At 32.6% G+C, this 5711-nt stretch carries 6 protein-coding genes; all 6 read left to right on the top strand.

Features of this window, described 5'->3' with window-relative positions; translation table 11 throughout:
* Positions 1-370 precede the first annotated feature (370 nt).
* The 6 genes from CN288_RS26715 to CN288_RS26690 all read left to right on the top strand — a co-directional run bounded on the left by CN288_RS26715 (position 371) and on the right by CN288_RS26690 (position 5590).
* The gene (locus CN288_RS26715) at positions 371-1084 is read left to right on the top strand and encodes a response regulator transcription factor (RefSeq protein WP_026593426.1); all 714 of its coding nucleotides are present in this window, start codon (positions 371-373) and stop codon (positions 1082-1084) included.
* Positions 1074-2090, top strand: a complete 1017-nt coding sequence (locus CN288_RS26710) for a sensor histidine kinase (RefSeq protein ID WP_098303531.1) — start codon at positions 1074-1076, stop codon at positions 2088-2090. The genes CN288_RS26715 and CN288_RS26710 overlap by 11 nt, the downstream gene beginning before the upstream one ends.
* A gap of 68 nt (positions 2091-2158) precedes the next feature.
* Positions 2159-3088, top strand: a complete 930-nt coding sequence (locus tag CN288_RS26705; RefSeq protein WP_090695773.1) for an ABC transporter ATP-binding protein — start codon at positions 2159-2161, stop codon at positions 3086-3088.
* Positions 3081-3818, top strand: a complete 738-nt coding sequence (locus tag CN288_RS26700; protein ID WP_026593423.1) for an ABC transporter permease — start codon at positions 3081-3083, stop codon at positions 3816-3818. The genes CN288_RS26705 and CN288_RS26700 overlap by 8 nt, the downstream gene beginning before the upstream one ends.
* Before the next feature lie 76 nt (positions 3819-3894).
* The gene (gene bacA, locus CN288_RS26695) at positions 3895-4692 is read left to right on the top strand and encodes an undecaprenyl-diphosphate phosphatase (protein WP_026593422.1); all 798 of its coding nucleotides are present in this window, start codon (positions 3895-3897) and stop codon (positions 4690-4692) included.
* A gap of 451 nt (positions 4693-5143) precedes the next feature.
* Complete coding sequence (locus CN288_RS26690) at positions 5144-5590, top strand: ASCH domain-containing protein (RefSeq protein ID WP_026593421.1); 447 nt, start codon at positions 5144-5146, stop codon at positions 5588-5590.
* Positions 5591-5711: the final 121 nt, after the last annotated feature.

Below are 5711 nucleotides of genomic sequence, written 5' to 3'. Positions count from 1 at the left end.
CGACTCGTATAATATTACACTTCTATATAATAATAGTCAATAACTTTTTAAAAATATTTTGATGAATTTTTCTCTTCTTTAAGACATCATTATAAGTGTATCCTAAAATCCCCCTTCTTCTCACTCACTTTCCCCATCCATAAAATGAAGCTTTAACCATTTTATAGCTTATTCGTCTTCACCAATCGGCTTCTTTGCTTTCTACTTAATGTAGGACAAACCTTTAGCAGGTATTATCATCTATCCCTTCTCTCTATTCGAATCTCTATTTCCACCCTTATTTTAACAATTAATAGTATATAATTAGATGACTATTGTATTTTTCATTACCAAGATCATAATAACATAATAAAAATAAGCAGGTGAAAATATGGAAGATATCCGTGTACTTATAGCAGATGATGAAAAAGAAATACGAGATTTATTAAAAAAATATCTAGAACGGGAACTCTATACAGTAGATATCGCTATAAATGGCGAAGAGGCTCTTCACTTATTTGAACAAAACAAATATAACCTCATCATATTAGATCTTATGATGCCTAAAGTTGATGGTATCGAAGTATGTAGAAGACTTAGAAACAAAACAAATATCCCGATATTAATGCTCACCGCTAAAGATCAGGAAGTAGATAAAATTTTAGGCCTAAGCATAGGTGCAGACGATTACATTACAAAACCTTTTAGTATTAATGAAGTGGTGGCTAGAGTAAAAGCTCTCATGAGGCGTTTTTTAGTATTAGGAAGTAACGCTAACATACAAGAAAACACACTCTTAGCATTCAAAGGACTAACAATTGATATAAACAAGTACATAGTTAACATAGATGGTAAAGAAGTGTCCTTAACTGGAAAAGAACTTGAACTATTAAAGTTCTTCGCCTCAAATCCTGAACAAGTTTTTACGAAGACGCAACTCTTTCGCAATGTTTGGGATAGTAACTATATAGAAGATGATAATACCGTTATGGTACATATTAGAAAACTTAGAAAGAAAATAGAAATTGACCCTTCAAATCCTAAGTTTATTCAAACTGTATGGGGTATTGGCTATAAATTTGTAGGTGAAAAGGATGAAGAGTGATAAAGTTCTCTATCTTATTCTATTGCAGTTTATCATCCTCACCGGACTTCTATTTATAGATATGGTTCACACATTAAAATTAATTTTATTCATTATCCTTATGGTTATAACAGGAAGTCTTTTCTTTACAAGACTTCATTTTATTCAAACTCGGAAGTCCATGGTTACGAAATTAAAACGCGCCATTAATGGCAATCTACATACACGATTATATACAAATAACGACCATTCATTAGATGACATAATTTTCTCTATAAATGACTTAATAACCGAACTAGAAAAAGTACAAGTTGAGGCCAAAAAGTCTCAAAAGGCTAGAAAACAACTTTTATCTAGTATCTCACACGATATACGAACACCTCTTACTTCTATTATTGGATATATTGACGCATTAAAAGATGGTATTGCTACTTCAGAAGAAGAAAAACTGGAATATATTGAAATACTCTCAAATAAATCAAATAGTTTAAAACAATTAGTTGATGAAATATTTAATATGGCGAAGCTTGATGCTGATGAATTTTCATTAAAGGAAGAACAACTTGATTTTTCAGAGATTACTAGAGAGTCACTCATTGAGTTTTTACCTGAACTATCAAAACAAGATATAGAGTTACTAGTTAGCATCCCAGAAACACCTTGTCCCGTTACGGCGGATTCTCTTAGTCTTATGCGAGTTATAGGTAACCTCATGAAAAACGCTATATACTACGGAAAGTCCGGAAAAGTAATAGGAATCGAACTTTTAGAAACTATTAATGAATATCAGCTGCTCATTTGGGATAAAGGCCCTGGAATTTCAACAGATGATTTAGAAAACGTATTTGAGAGAATGTACCGAAGTGACCAATCAAGAAACCTCTCACATGGTGGGAGTGGCCTAGGACTTGCTATTGCAAAGGCTCTCGTAGAAAAAAACGGCGGACAAATATGGGTAGAAAGTATTCCGTGGAAAAAAACAACCTTTGGCTTTTCCATCCCTAAACAAACTACTTTTAAGAAATAGTTAAGAAATGATTAAGCAGCAGTTAAATCCTTCTTTTTATCATGTACTTAAGAGATTATAGAAAGCAGGTGTTCAACATCAATACAATTATAAAAACTACAAACTTGACCAAAGCTTATGGCAAACAAAAATCAGTAGATAATCTAAATATAAATGTGAATCAAGGAGAGATTTACGGCTTTATCGGACGAAACGGCGCAGGGAAAACAACGACAATCCGAATGCTACTAGGCCTCATAAAACCGACAAGTGGGAAAATCGAAATATTTGGGGAGGATTTTTTCAAAAACCAAAAAGAAATTTTAAGAAGAATTGGTTCTATCGTTGAAGTTCCAGGGTTTTATGAAAACCTTACTGCAAAAGAAAATTTATTAATTAATGCCAAAATCATTGGAGTTCACAAAAAAAATGCGATTGAAGAGGCATTAGAAATTGTCGGGCTAGAGCATGAAACGAAAAAGCTAGTAGGAAAATATTCATTAGGGATGAAACAACGATTAGGAATCGCAAGAACCCTTCTCCATTATCCAGAACTATTAATCCTAGATGAACCGACCAATGGCTTAGATCCAATTGGTATTAAAGAAATGCGAAAACTTATTAAATCTTTAGCACAAGAAAGAAACATAACGATATTAATTTCCAGTCATATTTTAGCTGAGGTCGAACAGCTAGTAGATCATATGGGGATTATTCATAAAGGGAAGTTATTAGAAGAGATCTCTCTTGATGAACTTCGAAAAACAAATCGTAAATACTTAGAATTTCAAGTAAGCAATGATAATAAAGCTGCGATGCTTTTAGAAAAACAATTTCATATTTTTGATTACGAAGTACATGATGATGGAAATATCCGCGTGTATTCTCATTTCGGACAACAAGGGCAGATTAATAAAACGTTTGTTCAAAGCGATATTGAAGTATTAAAAATTACGATGAGCGAAGACAGATTAGAAGATTATTTCACCAAATTGGTTGGGGGTGGAACAATTGGTTAATCTACTATATACAGAACTATTAAAATTGAAACGTTCTAATATGTTCTTGATTAGTATTATTGGGGCAGCTGTAGCACCTTTTATGATCGTTTTAGCCTTTTATATAGAAATGAAAACAAAACCATCCGTTACACCTGCGAGTTTCGATGCCCTTTTTCTTAATGTAAATATGTATATTATTTTATTTATGGGAGTTCTTCTATACGGAGTCGTTACCGCTTATCTCTTTAATCGTGAATACACAGAAAATACATTAAAAAATTTATTAACCATTCCTGTATCACGTTTTAACTTTATTATGAGCAAATTCATCCTTCTGCTTATTTGGATTATGATCCTAACTATAGTTGCATGGGGACTAACTTTACTATTAGGGCTATTAGGAGGTTTTCCTGGATTAAGCATCCCTTTATCTTTTCAATTTTTAGTGAAATTTTTATTAGGCGGTGGATTCCTTTTTATCTTATCTTCTCCTATTGTACTGCTAACTCTTGTAATGAAGACTTATGTTCCGCCTATTATATTAACAATTGTTGTAGCAATGGTAAATGTTCTAACTGCAAGTTCGGAACACAAGGATTTGTTTCCTTGGACAGCTGCACTAGATATAGTAAATAACGAATTGCAACCGACATATCCTCCAGAATATTCTTATGTTGCTATCGCTGCTACAGCTATTATCAGCTTTCTCGCAACAATATTCTATTTTAAAAAGGTTGATATCCATTGATTTATAAGGATAATGAATATCAACCTATGTCTCTGTCTACCTACAACATTTTCATTTATATAATAGGAGTGAAATTATGAGCGATACAATTATTGCCTTCATACTCGGTATTGTAGAAGGACTAGCTGAATTTTTACCTATCTCTTCTACTGGGCATCTTATATTAGTCGGACACTTATTAGGTTTTGAAGGAGAAAGAGCAAAAACATTTGAGATTGTTATACAACTAGGAGCCATTTTAGCTATTGCTGTTTTATATCATAAACGACTTGTTTCTTTATGTAACATTAGGCCTCTTCTGCAAAAAGAGAAAAAATTCAATGCACTACATGTTTTCCTAGGTGTATTCCCAGCCGTAATCGCTGGCTTACTCTTACATGATGTGATCAAAACATACTTATTTCAACCATATACTGTCGTTATTGGGCTTGTAGCAGGAGCTATTCTTATGATTTTTGCAGAAGTTAAAAAACCTGAAGCTACCTCCTATTCATTAGATGATTTAACATACCGTCAAGCATTAACAATTGGATTGTTTCAATGTTTAGCAGTATACCCTGGCTTTTCAAGGGCTGGATCCACAATGTCTGGAGGACTGTTAGCAAAAGTAAATTATAAAGCTGCATCAGAATTTTCTTTTCTTATAGCTCTTCCTGTCATGGTTGGAGCAACAGGTCTAGACTTATTAAAGAGTTGGGAACATTTAAGTATAAATGATCTTCCCATGTTTGCAGTAGGATTTATTACTTCCTTTGTCGTAGCAATGCTAGCAGTAGTAACCTTTCTAAAGTTACTAGCAAAAATAGGTTTAAAGCCATTTGCCTATTACCGCATTTTGTTAGCTATTGTATTCACTGTATTCGTATTGCTATAACCATATGAAGATCACCGATAAAAAGACAATAACTAACCGATATTTCTATAGGAGTATCGGTTAGTTGCAATTATACCTATTTAACTACCGTGCATTCCTCATTTTAGTAAAAAGACGCATTTAAACAAATTATTTATAAAAGATGTTAGTTTTATCATTCCAAAAGAATCATCTAATCTTAAAAACGTAGATGTTTGTTTAAAATAGCTTGACTTCATTATTCTGAATATTCTTTAATATAAACATATGTAAACGTTTATTAAATAGATGGATACAAATGATCAGCACGAGTATATAAACCATATTTATTGAGCCCTTTCCTTTTCCTGACTCTAAAAACAATACAGAAAATGTAATTTATCAAACAAACCATCTATTATGAACGAACGGAATCTTATCATAAGCAACGAGATATTTAACTAGACGATTAAGAAATGGGTGAATGATACTAATGAATCAATTAGCACAGCAATACTGGAATGAATACTGGAAGAAGAATGAAAAACCTCAAACTGTCAGTGCATGGCAGTTTGGGTGCTCTCCTGACTATCTTGCTCAATTAGTAATTGATGGTGTAAAAACAGCAACATGCTCTGGGCATATCTTCTATGAACTAGAAAACGAACCACTTCCAACAACCAATGATTATAGTATTATATTAAATAGCAATGATGAGCCTGTAGCTATTATTAGAACAACAGAAGTAACTTTGACACCAATGAATGAGGTCCCTGAAGAATTCGCTATTGCAGAAGGAGAAGGAAATCAGACCTATGAATATTGGAAAAACACCCATACAAAGTTCTTTACGAAAGAATTGAATGAAATTGGTCGTGAGTTCTCTGAAGACATGTTACTCGTTTGCGAACGTTTTGAACTTATTGATGTGAAGAAATAAATATACTTACTTGTCATCTACAATTTAAGAAATACGTAGGTGATAAGTTTATCTTTATTATTTTTAATTCAAATAGATAAATACATATTATATTTTTAAACCACAAAAAAACCTAAGTCGA

Origin of the sequence: Bacillus sp. AFS023182, from assembly GCF_002560575.1 — a bacterium.
GTDB classification, from domain to species: domain Bacteria; phylum Bacillota; class Bacilli; order Bacillales; family Bacillaceae_G; genus Bacillus_A; species Bacillus_A arachidis.
The sequence above is the reverse complement of the archived record's forward strand: the minus strand, read 5'-3'. Positions and strand labels throughout refer to the sequence as shown.

Coding starts and splice junctions, on each gene's coding strand:
- bacA (WP_026593422.1), top strand. CDS start 3,895: ATGAGCGATACAATTATTGCCTTCATACTCGGTATTGTAGAAGGACTA.
- CN288_RS26710 (WP_098303531.1), top strand. CDS start 1,074: ATGAAGAGTGATAAAGTTCTCTATCTTATTCTATTGCAGTTTATCATC.
- CN288_RS26715 (WP_026593426.1), top strand. CDS start 371: ATGGAAGATATCCGTGTACTTATAGCAGATGATGAAAAAGAAATACGA.
- CN288_RS26690 (WP_026593421.1), top strand. CDS start 5,144: ATGAATCAATTAGCACAGCAATACTGGAATGAATACTGGAAGAAGAAT.